Below are 26,205 nucleotides of genomic sequence, written 5' to 3'. Positions count from 1 at the left end.
GCAGCGTGCTACCGAGGTATGCCGCCCTCCCGCCCGAGCCCGATGTCTTCGATTCCGTCCTTCCCCTCAGCGAACCCACCGGCTGCCGTGGCCGGTGACGGCCTGCGCCCCAGCCTTGCCGAGTTGATCGCGTTGCGCGGCACCGTGCAGCATCGCGGGCAACCGGGGCGCGGCCGGCATGGGCTGGTGGGGCCGGTGCCGGCCGCGACGCGTGGGCGTGGGATGGAATATGCCGAGTCGCGCGAGTACGTGGCCGGTGACGATGCGCGGCATATCGATTGGCGCGTCACCGCGCGCACCGGGCGGGCGCATACCAAGCTGTTTCAGGCCGAGCGCGAGCGCTTGAGCCTGATCGTGGCAGACACCTCGCCCGCACTCTTCTTCGGCACCCGCGTGCGTTACAAGTCGGTGCAGGCCGCTCGTGCCGGCGCCGTGGCGGCATGGCTGGCGCAGCGGCAGGGTGACCGTGTCGCGGCCTTGCGCGGCACTTCCAGCGAGGCGCCGATCGCGCCGCGGTCGGGGCAGCGCGGTGTGCTGCCGGTGCTTGATGCCCTGGCGCGCTGGTATGCGCAGCCGCCTGCTGGCGACGCCGGGTTGGAGGTCGCCCTGGATCATGCGGCGCGGCTCCTGCGGCCAGGCGCGCGCCTGACCGTGCTGGCCGATGCGCGCAGTGCAAGCCGGATTTCCGCAACGCGCTGGTCCGGCCTGGCGTTGCATCACGAGGTGGTGGTGATCGTGCTGGTCGACCCGCTGGAGCTGTCGCCGCCAGCCCGCGCCCTGAGTTTCGATGTGCGCGGTGAGCGCATTGCGGTGGATCTTGCCAGCCAGGCTGCGCGCGCGCGCTGGCAGGCCGAGTTCGTCGCGCCGCTGGAGCAGCTGGCCACACTGCTGCAATCGCGCGGCGTACGCGTGCATCGCCTGTCCACCGACGATGCCAGCGACGCGTGGCTGGGCGGCAGCACCCTCGTGCGGGGCGCATGACGATGAGTCCGCAGGCACTGCCGCTGCGCGATGTTCATCTGCCGCCGTCGCCGCCGTGGTGGCCGCTGGCGCTGGGCTGGTGGCTGCTGATCGCAGCAGTCGTGCTGGTGCTGGCCGGTGTGTGGTGCTGGTGGTGGCGTCGCCGCCAACGGCAACGTCGCTGGCTGGCGGCCTTCGATGCAGAGCTGCAGCGTGCCGCAACGCCTGCGCAGCGTCTGGCAGCACTGTCGGCGCTGCTGCGCCGCGCTGCGCGGAGCGTCGATGTGCAGGCCGATCGGTTGCAGGGCGATGCCTGGCTGCAGTTTCTGGATGGCCGCAACAGCAAGGCGCGCGCATTTTCGCAAGGGCCGGGTCGCGCGCTGCTCGACGGCGGCTTTCAGCGCGCCCCGGCGGTGGCCGACCTGGACGCGGTGCAGGCACTGGCGCGTGCCCGGTTTCTGGGTCTGATGCGGGGCCAGCGATGAACTGGCTGCAGTGGTCGCAGTGGCAGGACGCGCTGGCGCATTGCGCCTGGCCATGGGCGTGGTGGTTGATGCCGCTGCCGCTGCTGATGTGGTTCTGGCCGCAGCGCGGCCAGGAGTCTGCGGCGCTGCGCGTGCCGTATGCCGATCAGCTGCATGCGGTGGCCCAGGCGCAACGCGCGCCGTCGTTGCGCATGCCGCGCTGGCTGGCGTGGCTGGGTTGGTTCTTGTTGTGCGCCGCGCTGGCGCGTCCGCAGCAGCTGGGCGAGGTGATCCAGCCGCCGCGCGAAGCACGGCAGATGATGCTGGCGGTGGATCTGTCCGGCAGCATGAGCGAACCGGACATGGTGCTCGGTGGCAACGTGGTCGATCGCCTCACCGCCGCCAAGGCGGTGCTGTCGGACTTTCTGGATCGGCGCGACGGCGATCGCGTCGGCTTGCTGGTGTTCGGCCAGCGCGCGTATGCACTGACGCCGTTGACCGCGGATCTGACCTCCGTACGCGACCAGTTGGCCGACAGCGTGGTGGGGCTGGCCGGGCGCGAGACTGCGATCGGCGATGCGATCGCGTTGTCGGTGAAGCGGCTGCGCGAGCAGAAGCAGGGCCAGCGGGTGGTGGTCCTGCTCACCGATGGCGTCAACACCGCCGGGGTGCTCAACCCGTTGAAGGCGGCCGGACTGGCCAAGGCCGAGGGCGTGCGTGTGCACACCATCGCTTTCGGTGGCAGCGGCGGGTACTCGCTGTTCGGCGTGCCGATTCCGGCTGGCGGCAACGACGATATCGACGAAGATGGGCTGCGCAAGATCGCCGAGCAAACTGGCGGACGTTTTTTCCGTGCCCGCGATACGGAAGAGCTCGCGGGCATCTACGCCGAACTCGATCGCCTGGAGCCGGTGAAGGCCTTGGGTCCGTCGGTGCAGCCGCGGGTCGAACGCTACTACTGGCCGCTGGGCGCAGCCATGGTGATCGCGTTGCTGGCATACGTGTTGCCGCGGAGATGGCGATGAGCGCGCCCACCGAACTGCTGGCAGCGTTGCATCTGTTGCGCCCCGACTGGCTGTGGGCGTTGCTGGCGATCGTGCCGGCGGCGCTGCTGTGGCACGTACGCCGGCGCAGTGCCGATGTGTGGCGTCACAGCGTGGACGCGCACCTGCTGCCGGCCTTGCTGGTGGCCGGCGGGAGGCGCGGATGGCTGGGTTTCGTGCTGGCCGCGCTGACCTATGCGCTGGCGGTGGTGGCGATGAGCGGGCCGAGCTGGCGGCAGACCGAGCGCCCGGTGTTTCAATCCAGCATGCCGTTGGTGGTGGTGCTGGATCTGTCCTCCAGCAGCCTCGCCACCGACCTGCCGCCCTCGCGCCTGCTCCAGGCGCGCGCGAAACTGGCCACGTTGCTGCGCAAGCGTGCCGGTGGCGATGTGGCGTTGCTGGTCTATGCCGGCGAAAGTTTCACCGTCGCGCCCCTGACGCAGGACGCCGCCAACGTGGCCGTGTTTCTGGATGCGCTGTCGCCGTCGGTGATGCCGGTCGATGGCAAACGCGCCGATCGGGCTATCACGGCGGCGAACCAGTTGCTGCAGCAGGCCGGCTTTAAACAGGGCGACATCCTGGTGGTCAGCGACAGTGCCGATGGGTCGGCAGAAAGCGCTGCCCGCACCGCACGCGCACGCGGGTTCCATGTCTCCGCCCTGGGCGTCGGCAGTGTGCGTGGTGCCGCTTACCGTACCGGTAGCGGCGAGATCGCCCAGGCAAGACTCGACGAGGGCAGCCTGCGCGATCTCGCCGGCCAGGGTGGCGGGCGCTATGCGCGCATTGCCCCGGACGACTCGGATCTGCAGGCGCTGGGCGTGCTCGATCCTGCCCAGCAGCCGCTTGCCGATGAGGCGGCCGAAGCCGGCGGCGGCAAGACCTGGCTCGATGAGGGTTACTGGCTGGTGATGCCGGTGATGCTGTTGGCGCTGCTGGCGTTTCGTCGGCGCGCGGTTGTGGCGGTGCTGGCGCTGGTGTGCATGTTGCCGCTGGCGCAACCTGCACGGGCGGCGGACGGCACCTTGTGGCAGCGTGCCGATCAGGTGCAGCAACGGCGTCTGGATGCCGGGGTGCAGGCGTATCGCAAAGGGGACTTTGCCGCTGCGCAGAAGGCGTTCGAAGCGGTGCCGACCGACGAGGGCTTGTACAACCTGGGCAATGCCCTGGCGCGCCAGGGCCGCTACGACGAGGCAATTGCAGCCTACGATCGCGCGCTCAAGCAACATCCCAACCAGCAGGATGCAATCGCCAATCGCGCGGCAGTCGACGCGGCGCGCAAGCGTCAGCAGGACAACGAGGACGGCAAAGGTCGGGACGGCAAGAGCCAGTCCAAGGATCAGAAACAATCCGGCCAGGATGGAAAGGGGCAACAGCAGACGGGCCAGAATCAGCAGGACGCGCAATCCGGCCAGGATGGGCACAAGCCGCGGGACGGCAAGCAGCAGCCTTCCGACGCGCAGACCCCGCAGGACGGCAAGTCGCAGGATGCGCAGTCCAAAAACGGGCAAGGCGAGCAGAGCAGGCAGGACACGCCACCGCAGTCTGCCGATGCCAAGGCGCAGCAGCAGGCCGATGAGGCGCAGCGTCGCAAGATGCAACAAGCCATGGCGCAGGCGGGCGACAAACAGGCGGACGCAGGCGGCAAGCAGGAGGCCGCCGCCGCAAGCGAGACGCCGCAGCAACGCGAGCAACGCCAGGCGGTGGATGCCTGGTTGCGGCGGGTACCGGACGATCCGGGCAGCTTGCTGCGGACCAAATTCAGGCTGGAATACGAACGCAGGCAACGGGACGGACGATGATCGGCAGACACCACTTGCGCCGCGCGGCGATCGGCATGCTGGCCTGCATGATGCTGCTGGTTGGCGCACCAGCGGGCGCGGTCACGCGCGCGTGGCTTGATCGCGACAGCGCCAATCCCGGCGACGTGGTGATGTTGAACATCGAAACCGACCAACGCGGCGTCGATCCGGATTACACGCCGCTGCGCACCGATTTTTCGCTGGGCGCCAAGAGCGCCAATCAGCAGATGCAGGTGACCAACGGTTCGGTGACGGTGCGTGCCTTGTTCGGTGTGGTGCTGACGCCGCGCAAGAGTGGTGAACTGATCGTGCCGGCGATACGGGTGGGCAATGAGCGCACCGAACCGCTGCGCCTGCAGGTGGTTGGAGCGGCGAACGATGCCGCCAGCAGTTCCAGCGGCGCTGCCGGCGGGCCCAGTGCGGCGCAGGGCAATGAAGAAGCTTTCGTCGAGACCCGGGTGGACGACCCGCAGCCCTATGTGCAGCAGAGCGTGGGGGTGGTGGTGCGCTTGTACTTTGCCAATCAACTGGCATCGGGCGAGCTGGATCTGGAAGCGCCCGATGGCGCGTCGTTGCAACGCATCGGCGATGACGTCAGTTCGGTCAAGCTGGTCAACGGCCGCCAGTACAACGTGGTGGAGCGGCGCTATCTGCTGGTGCCCGAGCGCAGCGGCCGGCTGGTGCTGCCCCCGGCGCGATTCAACGGGCGATCGGTCGGCGGATTCTTCGACGATTATTTCGGTCGCGGCAACGGTGAGCTGAGCGCGCGCAGCGCCAGCATTCCGCTGCAGGTGCGTGCGCAGCCGGCCAACGCGCCGCAGCCCTGGCTGCCGCTGCGCAGCCTGCAGTTGCGCTACACGGCCACGCCGCAACGCGCCACTGCCGGGGAGGCGACGCAGTTCGTGGTGGAAGCCAGCGCGCGCGGCGCCACCCAGGCGCAGTTCCCCGAGCTGCCCACGCCAAGCGTGCCCGATGCGCAGGTGTTCGCCGAGCCGCCGCAATACGAAGAACGCTTTGTGGACGGCTCGCCGCAGCTGCGCCTGACGCGCCGCTATTCGATCGTGCCCAACCGCGCCGGCCCGCTGGTCGTGCCGGGGCTGCAGGTGGCCTGGTGGGATGTCGGCGCAGGCGCGGCCAAGACTGCAGCGGTGCCGGATCTGACATTGGATGTTGCAGCGGGTAGCGGGGCCTTTGCGGCACCGGCGCCGGCACCTGCGCCCACAGGCAGCCCGGCAAGCAACGACGTGGCGCCTGCGCCAGCAGCCAGTGCGCTGACGTTGCAGCAGCAGCCGTCGCCAGCTACGCAACAGCCGTGGGGATGGATGGCCGCCGCCGCAGGCTTTGCGGTGTTGTGGGTGGTGACGTTGGTATGGGCATTGCGGCGCCGGCGCGGCACGGCACGCAGTGCTGCCGAGGCCACCGTCGGCGACGCGCCCATGCCCGGCAAGCGTGCAACCCATGGCGTGGCCGAGCTGCGCCGCGCGCTGGACAGCGGCGGCATGGACGATGTGGCAAACGTGCTCTGCGGCATGGCCGGTGTGGCTGATATCGACAGCGTATTGGCCGCCTTGGCCGAGCCCGCCCAGCGCGACGCCGTGGCGCGAATGCAACGTGCGCGCTGGGGTGGCGGCGGGGATGTTGCGGGCGCACGCGCCGCGTTACGCGACGCATTTGCCACGGGTCCCCGCTGGCGGCACGCGAGCGCGGCGGAGCCCGAGGTGCTGGCGCCGTTGTATCCGCCGGCGTCTTGATCGGCTGCGATAAGTCGGCAGCGATTGATGGATGATGATGGTCGTCACTTCTATGGCGGTGTAGTTTTTTTGAGCTCCATGTGCCTGGTTTGCGAACGGTGTCGCCGAGAGCAAAGCGTGACTGCTGCGCCTTTGTTGCAGGGCCCTTGCCCGCCCACCATCGCGGGACACGCTGCAAGTACGTCCATGTAGCTCCTTGGCGGCATCCATGCCGCCAAGGGTCCCGCGACGGTGAGCGGGCAAGGACCGGTGGAGATGGTCGGTATGTCAGTGCAGGCGAAAGGCGACGTTCGCTGGCTATATCACTGGGCGCGGCCAGCTTGCAGCACCCAACGCGAAGCCGTGCCCTCGACTCTGCGAGTTTGCTGCAGGGCCCTTGCCCGCCCACCATCGCAGGACACGCTGCAAGTACGTCCTTGTAGCTCCGGCGCGGCATCCATGCCGCTCAAGGTCCCGCGACGGTGAGTGGGCAAGGACCAGGGGAGTTGGTCGGTGCGCAACGTTTTCAACACGCAGCCAGTAGTGGTCTGGCGCGGCGCCCTCTGTTCTTCAATAAACCACCAGCCAACTGTCTGGTGCGGTGTCCTCGCCGATTGCGGGACCGTTGGCGGCATGGATGCCGCCACCGAGCCCCTATGGACGGGTTAACGGCGTGTCCCGCGAGCGGTGAGGGCACCGCGCACTCGATACACCGGGCTTTCGACCTGAGGCATCTGACGACATAGGAGGCGCCGCTACGACTTGAGATTTTCCGTTGCCGCGCAGGTGGGAACAGTCAGGTGCAAAGCGAGTTTCAACGCTTGCATCAACCAAGATTGGGAGGCGCACCTACCCGCAGCAGGCGCGCAGGAGCACCCGGGTAGGTGGCCGCATCCTTGGCGTTTGTTAAGCTCCGGCCTTTGTGTCCAGAACAAGGCCGACCAGATGACTGCATCCCCAGCCGCGCGCCGCCCGGGCCTGCCCCTGCATTGGAAGATGGGGATCGGCTTCGCCGTCGGCCTGTTGTTGGGTCTTGCGGTCTATTACCTGGCCGGCAGCGACGCCGAGTGGGTGCGTCTGGTGACCAAGTACGTCACCACGCCGTTCTCGCAGGTGTTCCTCAATCTGATCTTCATGCTGATCGTGCCGCTGCTGTTTTCGGCGCTGGTCATGGGCATTTCCGAGATGGGCGACATCCGCGCCCTTGGACGGGTGGGCTGGCGCACCCTGGGCTATACCGTTGTGCTGTCCGGCGTGGCAGTGTTGCTGGGCCTGGTGCTGGTCAACGTGCTCAAGCCCGGCGCCGGCGTGGACCCGCAGCTGGCCAACCAGCTGATCCAGGAAAACGCCGACCGCACCCGCGAAATCATCTCCAGCTCCGGCACCCAGCCGCAGGGCATGGACATGCTGCTGTCGATCGTGCCCAACAACGTGATTGCCGCCGCGTCCAGCAATGGCGCGATCCTGTCGCTGATGTTCTTCGCGGTGATGTTCGGCGTGGGCATGGTGCTGACCGCCGATGAAAAGGTCGCCACGCTCAGGCGCGGCATCGAGGGGATCTTCGAAATTTCGATGACCTTGATCGGGCTGGTGATCCGCCTGGCGCCGTATGCGGTGGCCTGCTTCATGTTCAACCTGGCGGCGTTGTTCGGCTTCGATCTGTTGATCCGCCTGGGTGCCTACGTGGGCGTGGTGGTGCTGGCGCTGGGCCTGCACATGGTGGTGAGCTACGGGCTGGCGGTGAAGTTTGCCGGGCGCTCGCCGCTGGGTTTCTTCAAGCAGACCCAGGCGGCCACGATGATGGCGTTCTCCACCGCGTCGAGTAATGCCACCCTGCCGACTGCGCTGCGCGTGGCCGACGAGATGGGCCTGCCGCCACGCGTATCGCGCTTCGTGTTGACCGTGGGTGCCACCGCCAACCAGAACGGCACCGCGCTGTTCGAAGGCGTGACGGTGATCTTCCTGGCGCAGTTCTTCAACGTGGACCTGAGCCTGGGCCAGCAGTTCATGGTGATGCTGGTCTGCATCCTGGGCGGCATCGGCACCGCAGGCGTGCCGTCGGGCTCGCTGCCGGTGGTGGCGCTGATCTGCGCCATGGTCGGGGTCAACCCGGTCGGCATCGGCATGATCCTGGGCGTCAATCACTTCCTGGACATGTGCCGCACGGCATTGAACGTGACCGGGGATCTGGCGCTGACGACGTTGGTGGCCAAAGGGGAGCCGGGACCGGGGACCGGGGACCCGGGGCCCGCGAATGCCTAAGCGGTGCGATGAGCGGTTGATGGCATCCGTATCTGAAATGTCTTGGCAGGGAAGAAAAGCCAGGGATTGCCGCAACGCGTGTTGACATCCGAAAAATAGAGGCGAGGCGTCCCGGGTCCCGGGTCCCGGGTCCCGGGTCCCGGCCCTAGTCACACACTGTGTGGGAGAATAGGTGTCTCCGCTTCCAGCGGTGTTCCCCTCCGCTTCCATAGACGCCCATGACCCAGCCCACCCGCCGCCAGCTGGCCAACGCCATCCGTTTTCTTGCCGCAGATGCGGTCGAAGCCGCCAAGTCCGGTCACCCCGGCATGCCGATGGGCATGGCCGATATCGCCGAAGTGCTGTGGAACGATTATTTCCGGCACAACCCGAACAACCCGCAGTGGTTCAACCGCGACCGTTTCGTGCTGTCCAACGGGCATGGCTCGATGCTGCAGTACGCCTTGCTGCACCTGTCCGGTTACGACCTGCCGATCGAGCAGCTCAAGCAGTTCCGTCAGTTGCACAGCAAGACCGCCGGCCACCCCGAGCGCAGCGAAACTCCCGGTGTTGAAACCACCACCGGCCCGCTTGGGCAGGGCTTTGCCAATGCGGTCGGGTTTGCGCTGGCCGAAAAGTTGCTGGCGCAGCGCTACAACCGCCCGGAACTGGAAATCGTCGATCACCGTACCTGGGTGTTCATGGGCGATGGCTGCCTGATGGAAGGCATTTCGCACGAAGCCGCCTCGCTGGCCGGCACCTGGGGCCTGGGCAAGCTGGTCGCGTTCTGGGACAACAACCAGATCTCCATCGACGGCAACACCGCCGGCTGGTTCAGCGACAACACCCCGGCACGCTTCGAGGCTTACGGCTGGCACGTCATCCGCGACGTGGACGGACATGATGCCGACAAGATCAAGGCCGCCATCGAGGCCGCGCTGGAAAACAGCGACAAGCCCACGCTGATCTGCTGCCGCACCAAGATCGGTTTCGGTGCGCCGAGCAAGGCCGGCAAGGAATCCTCGCACGGCGCGCCGCTGGGCAAGGAAGAATTGGAAGGCGCGCGCAAGGCACTCGACTGGCCGTACGGCCCATTCGAAATTCCCGAAGAAATCTACGCCGGCTGGCGCGCCGGCGGCACCGGCACCCTGCGTCAGGCCGAATGGGAGCAGCTGTTCGACAAGTACAGCAAGCAGTACGGCAGCGAAGCCGACGAGCTCACCCGTCGCTCGCACGGTGAGTTGCCGGCCGACTTCATCGCCAAGGCCGATGCCTACATCGCCAAGGCGCAGGAAGACGGCCAGACCATCGCCTCGCGCAAGGCCTCGCAGCTGGCGATCGAAGCGTTTGCGCCGCTGCTGCCGGAGTTGATCGGCGGCTCGGCCGATCTGGCGCATTCCAACCTGACCCTGTGGAAGGCCAGCAAGTCGGTCGCCACCGACGACCCGGACGCCAACTACGTGTATTACGGCGTGCGCGAGTTCGGCATGACCGCCATTGCCAATGGCCTGGCGCTGCATGGCGGCTTCATTCCGTTCGACGCCACCTTCCTGGTGTTCAGCGATTACGCGCGCAACGGCGTGCGTATGAGTGCATTGAACCCGGCACATGCCATCCACGTGTACACGCACGACTCGATCGGCCTGGGCGAAGACGGCCCGACCCACCAGCCGGTGGAACACCTGGCCTCGCTGCGCTACATCCCCAACAACGATGTGTGGCGCCCGGGCGATGCGGTGGAGTCGGCGGTGAGCTGGAAGGCCGCCATCACCCGCAAGGACGGCCCGAGCTGCCTGATCTTCAGCCGCCAGAACCTGCAGCACCAGCCGCGCAGTGCCGAGCAGATCAAGCTGATCGAGCGCGGTGGCTACGTGCTGGCCGATGCCGAAGGCGGCACGCCGGACGTGATACTGATCGGTACCGGGTCGGAAGTGGGTCTTGCGGTGGAAGCCAAGAAGACCCTGGACGCCGCGGGTCTGAAGACGCGCGTGGTGTCGATGCCATCCACTGACGTATTCGACCGCCAGGATGCGGCGTACCGCGAATCCGTGCTGCCGAAGGCAGTGCGCAAGCGCGTGGCGGTGGAAGCCGGTGTGACCGGTTTCTGGCGCAAGTACGTGGGCCTGGACGGCGATGTCATCGGCATCGATACCTTCGGCGCCTCGGCGCCGGCCGATCAGTTGTATGCGTACTTCAAGATCACTGCCGAGCACGTGGTACAGGCAGCGAAGGCGCTCTAAGCGCACAGATGGCTGGAATCGAAAACGCCGGCGAAAGCCGGCGTTTTTTGTTGATTGCCTCGGCGCGTCGCGTGTCCTGCACGGGCATTGCCATGGGCGATGACACCGAGCCTGTGCATGCCGGCGCGCTTGAATACACGCTGCGTGTGTGTGCGTGTGTGTGCGTGTGTGTGCGTGTGTGCGTGTGTGCGTGTGTGCGAGTGGTGGTGTCGGTGCGGGCGCACAGTGGGCTTGCCAGGGACGCTGAAGTGCCAACCACTGCTACGTCGCACTCAGGCAGGTGGAGGCGATCCTTCACCCAGCGTGGTACAGCGTGCATGGAGTACACCCGGTCACTGGCCGCGCATGCCCGAGCTGCCGGCGCACTAGCCGCCAGCAACATAGATCGAAGATCCGGGCATCGACAGGCTGGTGCCGCCAGTCGCGGACCCGGGTGAAATCTCCCCCCCGGCAAACTGGGATGCAGGGGCTTGCTGTCGCGGTCGCCTCTGCGCCGGAGACGTCGGCACGGGTGGACCTGATGGGTCAGGTCGCGGTGCCAGACGGCGTTCTCACCGGGGGGTAAACACGGCCCGGCAAGGCCTGCGCGGCCCGAATCCTGCTGAAGCGTTCGCTTCGACGCGCAGCCGCACAATGCAATGCGTGCACTGCCTGTTTAAAATGTGAATCATTCCCATTAAAATGCGGCGCTGCCACTGGTCCGTGGTGTCCTTCCCCCTTGTCTGCCGCCGCACATCTGCGGCGGGCCGCCCTCGATTGTCTGCGCCGGAGCTGTGATGAACCGTCCTACCGTAATGCGTCTTCTTCCCATCGCGGGGCGCCCGCGCGCGCTGTCGCATGCGGTGTTTGCTGCGCTGTGCACACTGGCCGCCGGCCAGGCACTTGCCGAAACGCCGGCCGGCGAAGCTGAGGTCACCACCCTGGACCGGCTCAACGTGCAGGGCGAGCAGGCCAAGGGCTACACGGTGGAAAAGACCACTGCCGGTACGCGCATGAACCTGGCGCTGCGCGAGATTCCGCAGTCGGTCACCGTGATCACGCGCGACCGCATGGACGACCAGAACCTGCAGAGCATCACCGACGTGCTCAACAACGTTACCGGCATCTCGGTGGCGCAGAGCGACAGCGAACGGTTGGAGTTCTATGCGCGCGGTTTCTACATCGACAACTACCAGTTCGACGGCATCCCGGCCTACATGGAGCAGGCCTGGAGCTATGGCGATTCGGCACTGGACGTGGCGCTGTACGACCGGGTGGAAGTGGTGCGCGGCGCTACCGGCCTGCTCACCGGTTCGGGCAACCCGTCGGCATCGATCAACCTGGTGCGCAAGCATGCGGTGAGCCGCGACTTCACCGGCACCGTGTCGGTGGGCGGCGGCGACTTCAACAAGACCCGCAGCGTGGCCGATGTCACCGTGCCGCTGAGCCCCGAGGGCACCGTGCGTGCGCGCGTGGTGGGTGTGTATCAGGACGGCGAGTCCGACATGGACCGCTACAACCTGCGCAAGAAGATCGGTTCGGCCATCATCGATGCCGACCTCACCGACAGCACCTTGCTGAGCGTGGGCTACGAATACCAGAAGAAGGAATCGGACGATGTCACCTGGGGCGGCTTCCCGCTGTTCTACAGCGATGGCACGCGCACCAACTACGACCGCTCGTTCAACCCGGCCGCCGATTGGACCTTCTGGGATACGCGCCTGCAGCGCACCTTCGCCAGCCTGCAGCAGAGCTTCGACAGCGGCTGGACCCTCAAGGCCAACGTGAGCCACGAGAAGACCGAAGCGGCCAACCACCTGTTCTACCCGTTCTATACGATCTTCGGCTTCGACCGCGCCACCGGCGGCGGCGTGGTGCCGTATTCGGGCAACTACCAGACCGAGCGCAAGGCCGATGGCGCCGATGTGTATGCGGAAGGCCCGTTCCAGCTGTTTGGCCGTGAGCATCACCTGGTGGCCGGCGCCAGCTACAACCGCCGCGAGTACGTCAACAACGGCACCTTCGATTTCCCGGCGGCGCTGGACAGCTACTTCGGTTGGACCGGAGCCTATCCGGAGCCCAACTGGAGCCCGCGCTCGGTGCAGAGCGACGGCACCATCACGCAGAAGGCCGCCTACGTGGCGGCACGTTTCTCGCTGGCCGATCCGCTGACGCTGCTGGTGGGTGCGCGCTATACCGACTGGCAGATCGATGGCCGCAACTTCGATGCGGTGCAGGGGCTTGTACCGTTCTCCGACACGCAGACCGAAGTCACTCCGTACGCCGGGCTGGTGTACGACATCGACGATGTGTGGTCGACCTACGTCAGCTACACCGAGATCTTCAACCCGCAGACGCTGCGCGATGCCAATGGCGGCTACCTGGACCCGTTGAGCGGCAAGGGCTACGAAGCCGGCGTCAAGGCCGCATGGTTCGACGATCAGCTCAATGCTTCGTTGGCCCTGTTCCGCATCGAGCAGGACAACCTGGGCGTGGCCACCGGCGGTTTCGTGCCGGGCAGCAGCGAGTCCGCATTCGTGGCTGCCAGCGGCGTGGTCAGCGAAGGCTTCGACTTCGAGCTCTCCGGTCGCCTGACCCAGGGCTGGAACGCCACCTTCGGCGCCTCGCATTACACCGCACGCGACGACAGCGGCACCTCGATCAATACCCACCTGCCGCGCACCACCATCAAGCTGTTCAGCAGCTACACCCCGCAGGGTGCGTGGAGCGATCTCACCGTCGGTGGTGGCGTCAATTGGCAGAACCGTGCGTACTACGTGGACCCGGTCTACGGCACCTTCCAGCAGAGCGCCTATGCCTTGGTGAGCGCATTTGCACGCTACCGTCTGTCGCCGCAGTTTTCCGTGCAACTCAACGTCGACAACCTGCTCGACAAGCGTTACTACGCGCAGTTCAACGGCGGCTATGGCGCATGGGGTGCATCGCGCAACGGCATGCTGACCTTCAACTACACGTTCTGATCCACGGCCACGCCGGGCGCCTTGCTGCCCGGTCTTGTCGCGCAAAAACACAGGCAGCCGGAACGGTGCCTGTGTTTTTTTATACCCGTCCACGCAGTGATGGGAATGACGGTCTGCCGTGGAGCGGCGCGCTTTGTCAGTGGCAGCCTGCTGTCGCGCTGGAACGGCGTGGTGCGGCCGGGAACGCGCACGACCCGGTTGGCATGACCGCGGTGCGGCGTCTGCAGCGCGCCATGCCTGCAGCACTCCAACGACACTGCGCCGCATCGCTGCGGTGACCATCGCTCAACGCACCATCGGTTCCAGTTGCGGTGCCAGCACCTGCGCCACCCATTCCATGAAGGCGCTGACGCGCTGCGGCAGATGGCGGCGCTGCGCATACAACAACGTCACCGGCATTGGTTCGGCGGGGTGGTCGGCAAGCACGACACGCAGCGCGCCGCTGTCCAGATACGGGCGCAACGGGCTGGCTGGCGCCTGGATGATGCCCAGCCCTGCGAGCGCGGCGGCAAGATAGGCATCGCCATTGTTCACCGTCACCGGGCCCTGCATCGGCAGCAGCCGATAGCGCTGCCCGTCGTGATATTCGAAGCCGGGCGAGCGCTGCCCCAGCGTTGGCACGTAATGCACCAGGTCGTGCCGGGCGAGATCGTCCAGGCAGCTTGGCGTGCCGCGGCGGGCAAGATAGCCGGCGCTGGCGCAGCTGACGATGCGGACCGCACCCAGCGGGCGCGCGACCAGGCTGGTGTCTTCAAGCGTGCCCACGCGCAGCACGCAATCGAAGCCTTCGCGCACCACATCGACGCGACGGTCGGTGCTGCTGATCTCGACGTCCAGCTGCGGATGCCGGGCCAGAAACGACGGCAGCGCCGGGATCACGAAGTTGCGCGCGATGCCGGACGACATATCCACCCGCAGGCGACCGCGCAGCTGGCCGCGTTCGCGCTGAAACATGCCGTGCAACTCCTCCATGTCGTCGAGGATGTCGCGGGCGCGTTGGGAGAACGCGGTGCCATCGCCGGTGAGCTGCACGCGTCGCGTGGTGCGATGCAGGAGCTGGGTACCGAGCGAGGCTTCCAGTCGTTGCACGGCGGTCGAGACGCTGGCCTTGGGCAGGCCCAGGGTGTCGGCGGCACGGGTGAAACTGCCCAGCTCGGCAACGCGCAGGAAGGCGCGCAGCGACTCCATGGTGTCCATCGATTGGTCGGCGATCTTGAACGGTGAAGTCAGATTGAGCTGATTTATGCGGCACGGCAAGCGCACTAGCCTGGGCGCGTTCGTAACGCATTGCGCGGTCGGCTCGTCTGATCGTCGCCACGCCACCTATCACCGTCATCACCCCAGGAGTTTGCCCATGTCGACCACCACCACACCCATCACCGTGATCACCGGCGGCAGCCGCGGGCTGGGGCGCAATGCCGCGCTTGCGCTCGCTGCCGATGGCAGCGACATCGTGCTGACCTATCGCAGCCAGGCCGACGAAGCCGCAGCGGTGGTGGCGCAGATTCAATCGTTGGGCCGGCGCGCGCACGCGTTGCAGCTGGATGTCGCCAAGGCCGATGACTTTGCCGGATTCGCCAGTCAGCTGAAGGCGGTGCTGGGCGGGTGGGGGCGCATCCAGTTCGATGCGTTGGTCAACAACGCGGGCACCGGCCTGCATGCCGCCATCGCCGACACCACGCCGGCGCAGTTCGACGCGCTGGTCGATACCCATCTCAAGGGGCCGTACTTCCTGACCCAGGCGTTGTTGCCACTGATCGCCGACGGTGGACGCATCCTCAACGTCTCCAGTGGGCTGGCGCGCTTCGCGCTGCCGGGTTCCTCCGCCTACGCGATGATGAAAGGCGGGGTGGAAGTGTTTACCCGCTATCTCGCCAAGGAGCTGGGTGCACGCGGCATCCGTGCCAACACGTTGGCGCCGGGAGCGATCGAGACCGATTTCAACGGCGGCACGGTGCGCGACAATGCGCAGGTCAATACGATGGTGGCTTCGGTCACCGCGTTGGGCCGGACGGGCCTGCCGGACGATATCGGGCCGGTGGTGGCGGCCTTGCTGGCGCCGGGCACGGGCTGGATCAACGCGCAGCGCATCGAAGTCTCCGGCGGCATGCTGATCTGAGGCGTCTCCGCAGTGCGGCGATGTCGTCGGTCAGAACGCCATCGCCGCGTGCGGCAGGTCCAGCTGCGATGACGCTGCACTCCGGTATGAGGGCGCAGCGTCAGGGGAATCACTGCAGTGGCTGGTCGCCATGCAGGATGGGATAGGGATTGAGCACATCGCCTTTCCACCACTGCTTTTCCGGCCCCAGGCGGTGGATTTCGAAATGCAGATGCGGCGCGGCCGGATTTGCGTTGCCGGTGCTGCCTACATAGCCGATGACCTGGCCTTGCTTGATGGATTGCGTCTCTGCCAGCCCATCGGCATAGCGTTCCAGATGGGCGTAGTAATAGCAGTACGTTCCACCCGGCGCGAACTGATACACGGTGAGACCGCCGCGTTCGCTGTTGAACAGCTTTTCCACTGTCCCGTCGGCGACCGCAAGTACAGGTGTGCCGGTCGGTGCCAGGATATCGATGGCGTCATGCACCCGCCCTTCGCTGCGCGCATCGGTGAAGGTGTCCTGCAACTGCTCGCGGCTGATGCCTTGCACCGGAATCAGCAGGCCGGAGCCGGCCGCCGACGCATCGGCCGCTGGGGCTGAGGCGGCAGGCGCCGGGGCAGCGCTCACGGGCTCTGCCGCGGCCGGGACAGTGGGTGCGGGTGCAGCCGCAGCTGCCGACACGGCCGCGGTTGCCGTGGACGGCGCTGCAACGGCCGGTGCAGCGGTCGCTGGCGACGGCACCTGCGCCTCGGGTGCGCTGCGCTCCAGCCACCAATAGCTGCCTGCGCCGATCGCCACGCCTGCGATCAAGATCATCAGCAGTTTCATGCTTACTCCTGCATCACCACCGGCATGGACGGACCGACCACGCCGGCCAGATTGACCACATCCCAGTTGGTCAGGCGCACGCAACCATGCGATTCGGTCTTGCCCACGTGGCCCGGTTCCGGCGTGCCGTGCAGGCCGTAGTGCGGCTTGGACAGATCGATCCACACGCGCCCGACCGGGTTGTTCGGGCCTGCCGGCAACGTGGCTTTTTTGTCGTCTTTCTTCGCGTCCCAGAACAACTTGGGGTTGTACTTGAACACCGGGTCGCGCGCGACGCCCAGCACCTTCCAGCGGCCGATCGGCAGCGGATCGTGCTTGCTGCCGGAAGACACCGGGAATTGTGCATACACCTTGCCGTCGGCATCGAACAGGCGCAGCGTCGATTCGGACTTGTCCACCACCAGCTTGGCCGGCTTGGCCAGGGGCGCGACGCCGTCGATGTTCGGCACCTGGATGACGCTGCCGGCCTTGCCCAGCTCCACGCCGGGGTTGAGCTGGCGCAGCAGTTCCGGCGCGGCATGGAAACGTTCGCCCAGCGCCTCGTCCACCGATGCGTAGCCCAGCGCAGACAACGTGGCCTGCTCGGCCGGGCCTTTGGGAATCGGCTGGAAAGGGCCGGCAACGTCGGCGTCGGTCAGCGTGTACTGCACCAGCGCCGGCGTGCTGTCGGCCTGCAGCGCCTGCCAGGTGGCGTCATCCAGCTCGCCGGTCACCTTGATCTTGTGTGCAGCCTGAAAGCCGGACACCGCCCGCTTCTGGTTGGAGCCACGTTCGCCATCGATCTGGCCCGGGGAAAAATGCGCGCGGTCCAGCAGCACCTGCGCATGCAGATCCGATCGCGGCCCGGTGTCCACCTGCTTGGCAGGAGGCGCAGCTGCCGGTGCCGGCGCAGCGGCCGCCGCAGGTTGCTGTGCCTGCGCCAGCGCAGGCAGCGACGCGCTCAGCGCCAGGGCAAGCAAGCAGACACGAGCATAGGAGCGTGATGGCATGTGCAGATCCAAGGGAGACATGCGCGCACCTTGCCGCAGCCGGCTGCGTTTTCTGCGTGAAATGGCTGCACCGGAACTGAGCGGTTGGGCAGGCGGTTTGGCTTCGACAGGGCATGGCTGGCGGGAATCGGGAATCGGGAATGGGGAATGGGGAATGGGGAATGGGGAATCGGGAATCGGGAATGGTGAGAGCGGGGGATTGCGCCGGCGGATGCGTTGCAGGGAATCAGGCACGGTGGCGTATGGCCACGTGTGCTGTTCAAGAGCTACTGCTGCGTGGTGTTGCGGCGCGCGCGTCAATGCGCGCGCCGCAATGCCGCCCGATCTGGCATCAGTAGGTGTAGCCCAGCGTGAGCATGTAGACGCGCCCGGTCTGCACATAGGCACCGTCGGCGCCGGGATCGTAGGCCATGTAGCGCCTGGATTTGCCCTGGGTCTCGTAGAAGGTGGCGGCGTTGAGCAGGTTCTTGGCCGACACGCCCACATCCACCTGGTGCGGCAGGTGATAGGTGGCATTGAAGTCCAGCGACTTCACCGGCTGCAGGTAGTAGTTGAGCCGGTCGGTCGTCAGCCCCAGCAATTGCAGGCCGGTGTAGTTGTAGCTCAGGTCGGTGCGCAGGTGCATGTCGTCGTAGAACAGGTCCAGGTTGTAAAGGCGTTCGGGCGCACGTGGGAGCCAGGTCTTTTCCGGCTGATCGCTGCGTTTGCTGTCTGCCTGGCTATGTTGCAGCGTGAGGTTGGCGGTGACGCCCAGGTTGCCCAAGATTCCCGGCAACTGCTGCAGCCGTTTGCTCGCTGCCAACTCCAGGCCGTAGAGCGTTGCGGTGCCGCCGTTCTGCGGCATGGTCACCGGCACGCCGTTTTCGAAGGTGGTACCGGTCGGCACCAGGCCGCCCAGCGTGTTGTCGTTGCTGGTGGCCGATTGCGAGGTATAGATGAAGCCGGAGATGCGCTTGTAGTAGGTGGAGGCGCTGAGCACACCGCCGCTGTGGTCGTAGAACTCGGCAGACAGATCGGCGTTGTCGGCCTTGCTTGGCTGCAGATCCGGATTGGGCTTGGAGATGCCGACCACCTGTTGCGTGTCGTCGATGGAATACACGGTTTGCCCGGAAATCAGGCCGAACGCCGGGCGGCTGAAACTGCGCCGGAACGAGGCGCGATACACGGTGAGATCGTCTGGGCGATAGTTGATGCTCACACCCGGCAGCCATTGTCCATAGGTGCTGCCGGTCCCGACAAAGCGGCCGGTGACGCCATCGCCGCTGGACTGCCACGCATCGGCCGAGTAGCGGGTCAGTTCGTAACGCACGCCGGGCAGGATGCTCACCGAACCAAGGTGCAAGGCGGCCATCGCATAACCGGCGTAGATCGCCTCGGTGCTGGAGGTGGTGTTGGCGTTGTAGTCGTTGGCGGTGTAGCGGCCGGCGCCGTTCGGATCGTCGATGTATTTGTACGGCACGGCCTGGGCGCGCATCCAGCGGCGATCCAGCAGCTTGAACGGGCCGGCATAGTGGCCGTCGAATGCGTTGTAGGTCAGCCGCCCGGGGATCGCGCTCAGCGGCGGGCCGCCGGCGGTGGGGAATGCGTAATTGGGCCCGCCGAAATAGGGGCCGTTGGTGACGAAGTTGCCGTCCTTGTGGAAGAACGGATGATCGTACGCCTCCCGTGCCGAACGATCGGCCGACAGGCCCAGCTTGACGCTGTCCAGCACCGCACCGTCGGTGCGATAGGTGATGTCGGTGTGCGCATTGGCGCGGTTATCGTGGCTGCCGGCATCGTGGCCCTGCACCTTCCACAGCAATGACGAATCCAGGTCGTAGAAGAAGTCCTTCAAGGCCGGCGTGCTCGGGCCGATGCTCGGGTAGGTGGGGTCGCTGAGGTCGAAGGCGAAGCTGCCGGGAGTAAAGCCATACAGGCTGGCCGACACATAGTCCGGTCGATTGCGGGTGCCGCGGCCGAACGAGCTGCCGTAGTCGAGGCGCAGACGATCCCGGGTGGTCTGCCCGCCCAGCTGCAGCGTCGCCAGTGTCTCGTCGATGTCGTGGGTGTTGAAGTAGCCGCCGCGCACGGCGGTGGGCTGGGTGCGAACGGTCTCCAGGCGCGCGCTGGACTGATCCTGCTGGCCGGTGACGCCGTAGCTGCCATAGATGGCACGCGCATACAGGGCGCTGGTGTCGCCTTGCCAGTCCAGCGAGAGGCTGCCGCCGTAACGCTCGATCTGGCTGGTATAGAGGCTGTATTTGTAGCGGGTGCTGATCAACGGGCCGACGTTGCGCAGGTCGGTGGCGTCGGCAAGCGCCGGGTCGGCCGGAACGTATTTGCTGTTGGGCGCCGGGGCCTGCGCCATGTTGTTGTTCTTGCCGTAATACGCCGAGGCATACAGCCCGAACGCGTGCCCGTCGCCGAACATCCAGGCCAGCTCCTGCTGCACGGTGCCGCCGCCATCGGAACCGCCCAGATGCGAGGCCAATGCATTGAGCTGGCCGCGCGCGGTGGTCCTGGCATAGATATCCTGCGCGAAATCGAAGGCGTTCGGCGTGCGCATGTCGATGGCGCCGCCGATGGAATCGCCCGGCATATCGGGCGTGGGCGATTTGGACACCTGCACCGACTGGATGCCGAACGGCGCGAGCATGTTCAACGAGATCGCGCGCGTGGACGAGTCGGTTTCCGGCATGGCGAAGCCATTGAGCGTGTACGCGTTGTAGCTGGCGTCCATGCCGCGGATGCTGACGTAGGCATTTTCGCCGGTGGTGGCCTGGCCCAGATGCATGTCGCTGTAGGCCGACAAGCCCGGCATGTGCGAGACCACATCGGCGATGCCACCGGAAGGAATCGCGTCGATCTGCTGCTTGCTTATTACGCTGTTGACGCTGTTGGACAGGCGCTGCTCATTCAGCGATCCCGGCGCCGCGGCGTGGGTGGCTTGCACGTTGACCGAATCCAACGTGGTGGTGGTCAGCTCTGCAGCGTGTGCAAACGCTGGTGCGGAAAGCACCACGGCAATGGCACAGCTCAGGCGATGGAAGGGACGGAAAGACTGCATGCTGAGGGCTCGCGGAAGTGGGAAGGAGTGCCCGCATCTGGTGAACGGGCGCGGGCCTGGATCGCCGACGCCTTCCATTGCGACAGGTCTGATGCGTGGGGCAGCTGGCGCGTGTATGCGCGGTGCTGCGCTCACTGGCGCAGGTTGAGGCCGCTGCAGTGCACGCGCGGTCGCTGCGGATTACAGCGCGCCACCGCAGCGTGATCGAAGCGCACCACGTAGCCGTTATCGGCCGGCTCATTGATCGGGAAATCGGTACTGAGCAATTGCGCGCCGCTGGCCAGCATGGCATCGCGCCGGGAGGTGTCGTTGCGCTGCGCTTCTTTCAGGTCGGCATCGGTACGCGTACGCACCAGATAACCGGCCTTGACCAACTGCGCGATGTCATCGGCGGGGCCGTCGTTGCGCTCGACAAATGCCGCATCGTCCTCGCCCGGTACCGCGTTGGTGAAACACACGCGGCCGCGCAGCGATGGATGGCCGGGCAGGTAGCTGGCGCCTGCAGCGCGTTGGTCGAGCAGAAACACCACTTTGCCGCGCGCTTGATCCAACGACGGCCAGCCATGCGCGAGCACGCCTGCATTGAGGGTACGCGCGCTGCCCCGCACCTGATCGGGGCTGATGTACTCACCGGGCTGGAACACCGAGCGTAGTTCGGCATCCAGCGCATCCATCGCTTTTGTGTCGAACGGTTCGGGTTGCGTGGTGGGGAATGCCAGCGCTATCGGCGTCTGCTTGGTTTCCAGCAGGATGAAGATCGGCACATGACCCGGGTGCTGCTTCGACCAGGTGCGGATGTCCTGCAGGCAGGCAATCAACGGTTGGCAATTGCTGCGCTGGTCAAGATCCTGCACATGCATGACCTTGAAGCCCGGCGTCTCCATCACCCCGGCCGGCGCGCTTGCCGGTGCGGCCGGTAGTCCGGCTTTGGCGATCTGCGCGACGATGGACGGGTGCGCATAGCGCCCGCCCTGTGCATCGGCGAAGACGTCCAGCTCGAGTTGGCGCACGCCAGCGTCGAGTTGTTGCGTCAATGCGGGATGGCGGTAATCCAGTGCAGCAAACAGTGCCGGGTCCAGTTGCTTCAACACAGCCGCTTCGCTGGGTGCAAAGCCGGCGTGGTAGCTGTTGTGGCTGCCGATGTACTGCAGATCGGTGAGACGCGGCGCAGCTTGCGCGGCAACATTGCTCAGCACCAGCGCGGTGAAGAAGACGATACGCGTGGTGGTTCTTCGCTTCGCGCGCACCAGCTTCGGTTTGCGGGTGATGCCTGACGTGACAGCAGTAAAAGCGCCAAAAAGATGCATGCAGCACAGCCGGAAAGCGACGAGGTCGCCATCATCGCGGCCCAGCTTGACGCATCTCTTTCCGCAGTGTGTCCGTGATGCGTCAGGTCTTGCTGCAATCGGTTCGTGTCGTTTGCAACATCGTGACACTGTTTTTCATGGCGGGGCGGTCTGTTGCAGCGCATAGGTCAGCAACCGCGCCTGCACGCGGTCGCCCAGGCTGCGTGGCGCACGCAGCGCCATGCGTTGCAGGCAGGCAACATCATTCGCATCCGACGCTTTGCGTGGGAGCATTGCGCGGCACACCGTGGCGATTTTTCCGCCGGTGCCAGCTGTTGCGCATTTGAGCCAGCTCAATGCACGCAGCAGACGTTGCTCGATCTCGGTGAAGTCGCTGCCGAGCGGGTAATCGGGCAGGCTGCCGTCGCGTCGAAAAGGCGCCAGCGCCTGTTCCAGTGCCTGTGGCGTGTTGCGTTGCGCACGCGCGGGCAGCACCGGGTCGGTGCGCAGCTTGCGCGACTGTTTCGCCTGGGCAAGCAGCTCGTCCTGGAAGCGCGCATCGCAGATGGCGGCCATTTCCACCACGCAGTCCTGGTCGGTCTTGTGGCGCAGATCGGCGATGCCGTACTCAGTGATATAGAGGTCGCGCAGGTGGCGCGGGATAGTGGTGTGGCCGTAATTCCAGCGCACATTGCTGGCCGCATGTGTGCCGGTCTCGCGGGTGGAGCGCAGCATCAACGTGCTGCGTGCCTGCGGCAAGGCATGCGCCATCGCCACGAAGTTGTACTGCCCGCCCACGCCGGAGACCACGCGGCCATCGTCCAGGCCGTCGGACACCGCCGCGCCCAGCGCGGTGGCCATCATGCAGGAATTGAAGAAGCGCGCATCGTGGCGCTGCAAGCGCTCCAGCGCTTCATTGCCGCCGTAGAGCTGGTTGATCTGGCTGATGCGGCGCATGCCGATGGCAGCGCGCGTGACGGGCGGAAGGTCGCGCAGCCATTGATAGAAGTCCGGCGAGCCAAGATAGAACGCGCCATGCAGGAACTCGCCCTCCTGCGCCAGCCGCGCGTGGTCGGCAGCGTCGGCGCGGCCGTCGGCCATGCGCTGCATCAGCGGTAGATCGTCGTGCACCTTGCGGCGGATCACGCCACTGTCCACCAGTTGTTTGAAGCCTTCGTTGAGCATTTCGCTGCAGCCGTACAGGCCCACCTCAAACGGCGCCAGGCCACCGCTGGCGCGTACGGCAGGGTGCTGTTCCAGCTCCGGATCCAACGCCTGCAGCAGACGCCGATAGGTGGCGTTGTCGGTATGCCGCAGGACCAGCGCATGGCTCAGCGCGTCGGCCAGGGTGCCGATGCCGATCTGCAGCGTGCCGCCATCTCGTACCAGCGTGCTCGCATACAGGCCGATGGCGTAATCGACGCTGGTGACCGGCTGCCGCGGCAGCCCGAACAGCCGCGGCGACGGGCCGGGCAGGTCGATGACCAGGTCGAAGAACGCCGCATCCACCGCCGCCGTGCCGCCGATCCACGGCAGCTGTGGGTCCACTTCGGCCACCAGCAATGGACGCGGCAGGCCCAGCGCCTGCACCGCGTCCAGGGTGTCCTGGGTGATGTCGTTGTTGCACGACAACGACAGCCGCGCGCCGCCGGGTTCGCGTGCGACCTTCTGCACGATCAGGTTCGGCGCACGCTGTGCCACTGCCGCGGCGGCGTGGGTGTAATTGAGGCTGGTGTAGTCGGCCTGGGCCTGGCTGGAATGCAGCAACCCGCCGGACTGCATGTAGAACTCTTCCACCTGCACATGCGCGGGCAAGGCGTCGCGCAGCATCGCGTCCACATACGCCAGACGCGGGAACTCCTCGCCGAAGTGACGCGCAATGAACGGTGCGGCAAAACGCCCTTCCAGCCCCGCGCCCGGCCTGGGCGGGTTGAGCGAGAGCGCGGTGTACAGCGCCAGCGGCCGTGACGGGGTGTCCTTGAGTTGCGCGTACAGGGCGTTCAACAACCGGTGTGGTTTGCCGATGCCCAGTGGCGCGCCCACCCGGAGCGGGCCATCGATGCGTTGCAGGATCCGCTCCACGGCGGCGGACAGGCTGGTGAGGTGTTCGGTCATCGGTGCAGGGTAGCCGAGCCGATGGGAGAGCGCGTGTTGCAGAACCGGCGCGACAGCCGCACGCGATGGGCCTGGGTCAGCGCTTGACATGGGTTTCGTTTACGCGCGTAATCGCAAAAAATGACGGGCGTCATTGCATGGCGATCAGCGAGGCAGAGGCAGTGGTGATGCAGGTGCTGTGGGACCGCGCACCTCGGACCGCAGAAGAGGTAGTGGCGGCACTGGCAAGCACCGACTGGGCCGAGCCGACCATCAAGACCTTGCTCAACCGCCTGCTCACCAAGGGCGCCATCGCGGCGCAGAAGGACGGACGCAGATACCGTTACACCCCGGTGTTGCAGCGCGAGCACTGGGTGCAGCAGCAAAGCGAAGGATTGCTGCAGCGGTTGTTCGGCGGACGGGTAGCGCCGCTGGTGGCGCACTTCAGCGAGCGTGGAAAGCTCAGCGCGTCCGACATTGCCGAATTGAGGCGGCTGCTCAAGGAGTTGGACGATGAGTCTTGATCCCGTGCTGTGGCTGCGCACCGCGCTCTACACCACTGCAGCGCTGCTGGCCTGCCTGCTGCTGCGCCGGCCGCTGCGTGGCCGGCTCGGGGCAAGGGCCGCCTATGCACTCTGGGGCGCGGTGCCGCTGGCCCTGGTGGTGGCGTTGCTGCCAGGTCCCTCGATGGAGATGGCGCTGTTGAAGATGCCGGCGCTGGCGCCCGTGCCGGTTGCGGCGCATCCGGACGGGCAGGGGGCCGGCTGGCAGCGCATGTTGCTCAACGTGTGGCTGGCCGGTGCGCTGCTGACGGGCCTTTCCCTCTGGCGTGGACAGCGGCGTTTCGTGCGCAGCCTCGGGCCATTGCGTGCGCTGGACAGCACTGTGTGGGTTGCCACGCACGACGGCGGCCTTCCGGCGTCGCTGGGCATCTGGCGCCCGCGGATCGTGCTGCCGGGGGATTTCACCACGCGTTACAGCGCCGGGGAGCGTGCGTTGATCCTGGCGCACGAGCGCCTGCATCTGCGCCGCGGCGATCTGCATGCCAATCTGCTGGCCAGCGTGCTGCTCTGCCTCGGCTGGTTCCACCCCTTAGTGCATCTGGCATGGCGCGCATTTCGCCTGGATCAGGAGCTGGCCTGCGATGCAGCGGTTCTGGCACGCCATCCGGGCCAGCGCCGCCGCTATGCCGGTGCGATGCTCAAATGTCAGCTCGCCGGCAGCACCTCGCCGCTGGCCTGTCACTGGGCGGCGAGGCCTGCGTTGTTGCAGCGGCTGGCGGCCGTGCATGCGCCAGCGCCGGATGCGCGGCGTGCACGCCGGAACCTGCGCAGCGTGGTGGCGCTGACGCTTCTGGTCAGCGTCGGCGGCTGGTTGCTCCAGCCTGCGCCTGTGCAGGCCACGCGCGACCCTGCGGCTGCCTTCGACTACAGGACGATGCAGGCGCCGCGGTACCCGGCGAACGCGATCGCCGCCAATCTCGGTGGCGTTGTCGAACTGCAGATTGCGGTGAGCCCGCGTGGCGCGCCCGACCACATCGCCATCGTGCACAGCCGGCCCGCCGGCGTGTTCGATCAGGTGGTGCTGGAGGCCGCGCGTCACTGGCGCTTCCAGCCCGCGCTGGTGGATGGGCAGCCAGTGGCCGCGCAGATACGCGTGCCGGTGCGGTTCGATCCGGACCCGCCGGACCCGCCGGCCACTGACGCCGGTGCCGGCGGTGATGGTCGGCATGCTCCAGCGTCCGGGCGCCTTGCCGCCTGCGCGACAACCGGATGCGTACCGCAGGAGATGCGGCAATGAACGACCGGCGTGGGTGGTGGATTGTGGGTGTGCTGTTGATCAGCGGATGCGCCAGCCAGCCCGTGGCCGAGCCGCAGCGCAGCCAGCGCGAGGATTCGGTGGATCAGCGCATGTTGCCGTCGCAGTCGGGTGCGGGGAGCGCTTCCACCGCCTCCTACACGCTGTCGCAGACGCAGCGCTTTCGCATGCCACGCGCGCTGCGCAGCGAAACGCCGGCGCTGCCACCGGACTCGCCACGCCAGACCCTGCCGCCAACCACCGTGTGCGCGCATGTGATCCTGTCCGCCGACGGCGCCGTGCAACGCGTGGACCCGATGTCCGATCGCGACGAGTGCGCCGCCGGGCTGTTGCCGAGCAATGCGGATCTGATGCAGGCCGTACGCAGCACGGTGCAGCACTGGCAGTTCGTCCCGGCGGCCCTGTGTACGTACGCGCCCGGCGCGGCGCAACCGTCCGCCCTGGATGACTGCACCGGGGCGACTCGGCAGGAACCGGTGCCGGTCACGCTGTCGTTTGCGTTCACCTTCGAGGTGCGGCAGGGCAAGGTGAGCGTGCGTACCGGCAAGGTTGCACGGTGACGGCAACCTCTCGCAGGCATACGTCAGCCCGTGTTGCGTCGGTCT

General features: G+C 66.5%; 18 protein-coding genes. 12 read left to right on the top strand and 6 right to left on the bottom strand.

Annotation, left to right across the window (positions count from 1 at the left end; genetic code table 11):
* The first annotated feature begins 18 nt into the window (after positions 1-18).
* The 8 genes from ACCQ10_RS16310 to fhuE all read left to right on the top strand — a co-directional run bounded on the left by ACCQ10_RS16310 (position 19) and on the right by fhuE (position 13,437).
* On the top strand, positions 19-981 hold the full coding sequence (locus ACCQ10_RS16310) for a DUF58 domain-containing protein (protein ID WP_372361288.1): 963 nt from the start codon (positions 19-21) through the stop codon (positions 979-981).
* 2 nt (positions 982-983) lie between these two features.
* Complete coding sequence (locus ACCQ10_RS16305) at positions 984-1,445, top strand: DUF4381 domain-containing protein (RefSeq protein ID WP_372363149.1); 462 nt, start codon at positions 984-986, stop codon at positions 1,443-1,445.
* Positions 1,442-2,449: a vWA domain-containing protein gene (locus ACCQ10_RS16300; RefSeq protein WP_372361287.1), complete on the top strand. Its 1,008-nt coding sequence runs from the start codon at positions 1,442-1,444 to the stop codon at positions 2,447-2,449. The genes ACCQ10_RS16305 and ACCQ10_RS16300 overlap by 4 nt, the downstream gene beginning before the upstream one ends.
* On the top strand, positions 2,446-4,266 hold the full coding sequence (locus tag ACCQ10_RS16295; RefSeq protein WP_372361286.1) for a tetratricopeptide repeat protein: 1,821 nt from the start codon (positions 2,446-2,448) through the stop codon (positions 4,264-4,266). Before ACCQ10_RS16300 ends, ACCQ10_RS16295 begins: the two co-directional genes overlap by 4 nt.
* The gene (locus ACCQ10_RS16290) at positions 4,263-6,017 is read left to right on the top strand and encodes a BatD family protein (RefSeq protein WP_372361285.1); all 1,755 of its coding nucleotides are present in this window, start codon (positions 4,263-4,265) and stop codon (positions 6,015-6,017) included. The genes ACCQ10_RS16295 and ACCQ10_RS16290 overlap by 4 nt, the downstream gene beginning before the upstream one ends.
* Before the next feature lie 924 nt (positions 6,018-6,941).
* On the top strand, positions 6,942-8,258 hold the full coding sequence (locus ACCQ10_RS16285) for a dicarboxylate/amino acid:cation symporter (RefSeq protein WP_372361284.1): 1,317 nt from the start codon (positions 6,942-6,944) through the stop codon (positions 8,256-8,258).
* Between the two features lie 218 nt (positions 8,259-8,476).
* A complete protein-coding gene (gene tkt, locus ACCQ10_RS16280; RefSeq protein WP_047695627.1) occupies positions 8,477-10,477 on the top strand; it encodes a transketolase in 2,001 nt (666 codons plus the stop codon).
* Between the two features lie 776 nt (positions 10,478-11,253).
* The gene (gene fhuE, locus ACCQ10_RS16275) at positions 11,254-13,437 is read left to right on the top strand and encodes a ferric-rhodotorulic acid/ferric-coprogen receptor FhuE (protein WP_372361283.1); all 2,184 of its coding nucleotides are present in this window, start codon (positions 11,254-11,256) and stop codon (positions 13,435-13,437) included.
* A 285-nt stretch (positions 13,438-13,722) separates the two neighbouring features.
* On the opposite strand, the gene ACCQ10_RS16270 is transcribed toward fhuE, so the two are convergent.
* Positions 13,723-14,700, bottom strand: coding sequence for a LysR family transcriptional regulator (locus tag ACCQ10_RS16270; protein ID WP_372361282.1), 978 nt, complete (start codon positions 14,698-14,700; stop codon positions 13,723-13,725).
* Positions 14,701-14,791: 91 nt separating this feature from the next.
* Between ACCQ10_RS16270 and ACCQ10_RS16265 the strand changes: the two genes are divergently transcribed.
* The gene (locus tag ACCQ10_RS16265; protein WP_372361281.1) at positions 14,792-15,556 is read left to right on the top strand and encodes an SDR family NAD(P)-dependent oxidoreductase; all 765 of its coding nucleotides are present in this window, start codon (positions 14,792-14,794) and stop codon (positions 15,554-15,556) included.
* Between the two features lie 109 nt (positions 15,557-15,665).
* Here ACCQ10_RS16265 and ACCQ10_RS16260 read toward each other — a convergent pair whose 3' ends face one another.
* The 5 genes from ACCQ10_RS16260 to ACCQ10_RS16240 form a co-directional block, all read right to left on the bottom strand.
* The gene (locus ACCQ10_RS16260) at positions 15,666-16,367 is read right to left on the bottom strand and encodes a M23 family metallopeptidase (RefSeq protein ID WP_372361280.1); all 702 of its coding nucleotides are present in this window, start codon (positions 16,365-16,367) and stop codon (positions 15,666-15,668) included.
* A 2-nt stretch (positions 16,368-16,369) separates the two neighbouring features.
* Positions 16,370-17,299, bottom strand: coding sequence for a L,D-transpeptidase family protein (locus ACCQ10_RS16255; RefSeq protein ID WP_372363148.1), 930 nt, complete (start codon positions 17,297-17,299; stop codon positions 16,370-16,372).
* A gap of 388 nt (positions 17,300-17,687) precedes the next feature.
* A complete protein-coding gene (locus tag ACCQ10_RS16250) occupies positions 17,688-20,402 on the bottom strand; it encodes a TonB-dependent receptor (RefSeq protein WP_372361279.1) in 2,715 nt (904 codons plus the stop codon).
* A gap of 131 nt (positions 20,403-20,533) precedes the next feature.
* Positions 20,534-21,709 (bottom strand): phosphatidylinositol-specific phospholipase C1-like protein, encoded by a 1,176-nt coding sequence (locus ACCQ10_RS16245; RefSeq protein ID WP_372361278.1) that lies wholly within the window; start codon positions 21,707-21,709, stop codon positions 20,534-20,536.
* Positions 21,710-21,844: 135 nt separating this feature from the next.
* A complete protein-coding gene (locus ACCQ10_RS16240; RefSeq protein WP_372361277.1) occupies positions 21,845-23,803 on the bottom strand; it encodes an acetyl-CoA hydrolase/transferase C-terminal domain-containing protein in 1,959 nt (652 codons plus the stop codon).
* 137 nt (positions 23,804-23,940) lie between these two features.
* On the opposite strand from ACCQ10_RS16240, the gene ACCQ10_RS16235 reads away from it, so the two are divergent.
* From ACCQ10_RS16235 to ACCQ10_RS16225, 3 genes are read left to right on the top strand one after another with little or no spacing between them, the layout of a single operon-like run.
* Positions 23,941-24,306 carry a BlaI/MecI/CopY family transcriptional regulator gene (locus tag ACCQ10_RS16235; protein ID WP_372361276.1) on the top strand — a complete coding sequence of 122 codons (366 nt, stop codon included), beginning with the start codon at positions 23,941-23,943 and terminating at the stop codon, positions 24,304-24,306.
* Entirely contained in the window at positions 24,296-25,582 is a 1,287-nt protein-coding gene (locus tag ACCQ10_RS16230; RefSeq protein ID WP_372361275.1) for a TonB family protein, read from the top strand. Before ACCQ10_RS16235 ends, ACCQ10_RS16230 begins: the two co-directional genes overlap by 11 nt.
* Positions 25,579-26,160, top strand: coding sequence for a hypothetical protein (locus tag ACCQ10_RS16225; RefSeq protein ID WP_372361274.1), 582 nt, complete (start codon positions 25,579-25,581; stop codon positions 26,158-26,160). Before ACCQ10_RS16230 ends, ACCQ10_RS16225 begins: the two co-directional genes overlap by 4 nt.
* The last annotated feature ends 45 nt before the right edge of the window (positions 26,161-26,205 follow it).

Source organism: Xanthomonas sp. NCPPB 1325, assembly GCF_041477645.2.
In the GTDB taxonomy this organism is placed as follows: domain Bacteria; phylum Pseudomonadota; class Gammaproteobacteria; order Xanthomonadales; family Xanthomonadaceae; genus Xanthomonas; species Xanthomonas cannabis.
Note: the sequence above shows the minus strand (reverse complement) of the source record. Positions and strands in the feature narration are given on the sequence as shown.

Bases quoted from the DNA above. Each gene is read 5' to 3' on its own strand.
- ACCQ10_RS16310 (WP_372361288.1), top strand. From the start codon at position 19: ATGCCGCCCTCCCGCCCGAGCCCGATGTCTTCGATTCCGTCCTTCCCC.
- ACCQ10_RS16305 (WP_372363149.1), top strand. From the start codon at position 984: ATGAGTCCGCAGGCACTGCCGCTGCGCGATGTTCATCTGCCGCCGTCG.
- ACCQ10_RS16300 (WP_372361287.1), top strand. From the start codon at position 1,442: ATGAACTGGCTGCAGTGGTCGCAGTGGCAGGACGCGCTGGCGCATTGC.
- ACCQ10_RS16295 (WP_372361286.1), top strand. From the start codon at position 2,446: ATGAGCGCGCCCACCGAACTGCTGGCAGCGTTGCATCTGTTGCGCCCC.
- ACCQ10_RS16290 (WP_372361285.1), top strand. From the start codon at position 4,263: ATGATCGGCAGACACCACTTGCGCCGCGCGGCGATCGGCATGCTGGCC.
- ACCQ10_RS16285 (WP_372361284.1), top strand. From the start codon at position 6,942: ATGACTGCATCCCCAGCCGCGCGCCGCCCGGGCCTGCCCCTGCATTGG.
- tkt (WP_047695627.1), top strand. From the start codon at position 8,477: ATGACCCAGCCCACCCGCCGCCAGCTGGCCAACGCCATCCGTTTTCTT.
- fhuE (WP_372361283.1), top strand. From the start codon at position 11,254: ATGAACCGTCCTACCGTAATGCGTCTTCTTCCCATCGCGGGGCGCCCG.
- ACCQ10_RS16265 (WP_372361281.1), top strand. From the start codon at position 14,792: ATGTCGACCACCACCACACCCATCACCGTGATCACCGGCGGCAGCCGC.
- ACCQ10_RS16260 (WP_372361280.1), bottom strand. From the start codon at position 16,367: ATGAAACTGCTGATGATCTTGATCGCAGGCGTGGCGATCGGCGCAGGC.
- ACCQ10_RS16250 (WP_372361279.1), bottom strand. From the start codon at position 20,402: ATGCAGTCTTTCCGTCCCTTCCATCGCCTGAGCTGTGCCATTGCCGTG.
- ACCQ10_RS16245 (WP_372361278.1), bottom strand. From the start codon at position 21,709: ATGCATCTTTTTGGCGCTTTTACTGCTGTCACGTCAGGCATCACCCGC.
- ACCQ10_RS16240 (WP_372361277.1), bottom strand. From the start codon at position 23,803: ATGACCGAACACCTCACCAGCCTGTCCGCCGCCGTGGAGCGGATCCTG.
- ACCQ10_RS16235 (WP_372361276.1), top strand. From the start codon at position 23,941: ATGGCGATCAGCGAGGCAGAGGCAGTGGTGATGCAGGTGCTGTGGGAC.
- ACCQ10_RS16230 (WP_372361275.1), top strand. From the start codon at position 24,296: ATGAGTCTTGATCCCGTGCTGTGGCTGCGCACCGCGCTCTACACCACT.
- ACCQ10_RS16225 (WP_372361274.1), top strand. From the start codon at position 25,579: ATGAACGACCGGCGTGGGTGGTGGATTGTGGGTGTGCTGTTGATCAGC.